We start from the raw sequence: 2361 nt of genomic DNA, 5'->3' as shown, positions 1-2361 counted from the left end.
TCTTTTAAATTTATATTTAATAAATATTCTTTTACAGCTAATAGTAGTTTCCCAATTTCATCAACCCTGGCCCATATTCTTGGTATGTAATAACCTTTAAAAGTTTTTACTAAATTTAAAAATAATTTATCTTCATTGTTTATCCTTCTTGCTAAAGGTCCAGTTTCAAAAGGTTTTCCTTCATATCTTGGTGCTTTTGCCCATGAATATTTTCTTTTTGAAAATTTTGGTTTTCCTTTTTCCAAAAATGAAAAGGTTTCTATCTCTTTTACTTTGTTGATATCAAAACTGCATTTTTTCCTTCTTGTTATACCCTCAGAAATAAAAGGATTGATATTACAAACCGTCAAAAATCTATCATAGGCTTTTCCTATATCTTTAAATCCTAACTTCATAGCTTCCTCTATAATTGTTTTTAAATCTCCCTCTGACTTATCTAAGAACTCTTTTAAGTTTGTTATAGAAAGGTATTCATCTATTTTCATTCCAATAACATCTTCTTCAAAATATTCCAGAACACTATCAACAATGGAAATTGCTTCTATAATTTCTGTCTGGGTTGGTTCGCACATTACACCACCAGGAACACTGTAAGAGGTATGAGGCCATTGTCCAGCAAAAATTGCAATTACTTTAACAATTTTAGAACTAAGCTCAACAGCTTTTCTCCATTTTTTTCCTTTGATAGGATAAAAATCTTCCAAGGCTTTGTTAAATTTTAAAAAATCTGGAATAACAAAAAGATAAAACCATCTGAGATGATTTTGTATCATTTCACAGGACAATGTAATATTTCGGATAATTTTTGCTTTTTGGGAAACTTCTATTTTATAACCATTTTCTAAATATAGATTTTCAAGGGCGTTTGTTGTTGCAATCAGGTGTGCATGTCCACAAATTCCACAAACTCTTGGAGTTATGACAAGAGTATCAAGCAAAGGTTTATTTTCTAAAATGAATTCAAAACCTCTAAAGTTGGGAGCTATTATATACGCATCTTTTATCTTTCCTTTTTCCCATATAAGTTTTAACTCTATCTCACCTTCAACCCTGTTTAAAACTGTCTTTTCTATTTTTGGCATGACTAATCTGTTTCTTCTAATTTTTTTGAAGTTCTTTCATTTTTTAATGTTTTTGCTACCCCTGAAATCATTATATATGCTCTTTTAGAAACCCCAAAAGGAACTTCTTCAGGAATTCCCATATTTTTCTTTGTTTCAAAGTAGTTTTTTCTTGTAGGAAAATCATATTCTGTACAGCCTACACACGGCATTCCTGCTCTTGTTTTTGAGGATATCCTGTTCCATAAAATTTTATTGCATGGAGCATGGGTTATAGGACCTCTACATCCAAGGTTATAAAATAAACAGCCTTCTTTAGTTCCAAACTCCTCTGCTTCAGCTTTCCATTCAAAATATTCGTTTCTAATACATCCATCGTGTGGTAAATACATAAAAATCTCTTTTGGACGGTTTAGTTTATCTAAAAGTATTTTTTTATCGTAATATAGTGAGAGCAAAGTTTGAGCAAACCATGCTGGATGAACAGGACATCCTGATATGTTGATTATCGGATAGCCAGATTTAGTTTTGAAATTTGCAGGCAAAAATCCATTCTTTTCTTTAAATTTAAACTGTAGACCGAATACATCATTATTTTCACTGTATAATGCCGGAAAATTGCCGTGGACAGCGCAATTACCAACAGCGATTATATAATTTGCTTTATTTTTTAGTTTATCTATTAATTCACCTATAGAAAACTCTCCAATTCTGCAATAATTTTTGTTCTTTGTTATAGCTCCTTCTACAACCAAAAAGTCTAAGTTTATCCTATTATTTTCTATTTCATCTATCAACTGTGCTAAATTGTTCTCAATGGATAAAGAAGGGTGATATAAAAGATTAATCTTTGAAAAAAGTTCATAAAAATATGGGTTTTCTGCGTTTAATAAAGATTGAGTATTGCCATTACAGGTTAAACCTTGAAGCCATAAAAGATTTTTCATAACTAATCAGTTTTTAAAGCCCTCCATATATTCTCTGCAAGCTCATCACTGTATTCTATAGGCTTTTTGATTAACATTCCTTCACCTTTTAAAAATACTATTCCTCCGAGGGGTCCCATTACTGTAACAAAGGCTGCAAATAAATCTTGATTTCTTAAATCACCTTTTCTAACACCTTCTTCTAAGAATAACATTATTTCTGTTACAACTTCCTGAACACATAAAAAGCCTTCACATCCACTTGAAAAACTTCTCTATTTGATAAGAAAACTCTTAAAAAATAATCTATAAGTTCTGGGTTTTCTTCTGCTATTTCAATAAACTTTCTGACCAGTAAATAAATTTTTTCCTTT

At 30.6% G+C, this 2361-nt stretch carries 3 protein-coding genes; all 3 read right to left on the bottom strand.

Annotation, left to right across the window (positions count from 1 at the left end; all coding sequences use genetic code 11):
- A partial coding sequence (locus tag HG1285_RS04370) for a nickel-dependent hydrogenase large subunit (RefSeq protein WP_008288652.1) occupies positions 1-1082 on the bottom strand: 1082 nt, incomplete at its 3' end.
- Between the two features lie 2 nt (positions 1083-1084).
- A complete protein-coding gene (locus tag HG1285_RS04375; protein WP_008288651.1) occupies positions 1085-2008 on the bottom strand; it encodes a Ni/Fe hydrogenase in 924 nt (307 codons plus the stop codon).
- Between the two features lie 2 nt (positions 2009-2010).
- Positions 2011-2202, bottom strand: a complete 192-nt coding sequence (locus tag HG1285_RS20660) for a hypothetical protein (protein WP_008288650.1) — start codon at positions 2200-2202, stop codon at positions 2011-2013.
- Positions 2203-2361: the final 159 nt, after the last annotated feature.

This window comes from Hydrogenivirga sp. 128-5-R1-1 (genome assembly GCF_000171895.1).
Note: the sequence above shows the minus strand (reverse complement) of the source record. Positions and strands in the feature narration are given on the sequence as shown.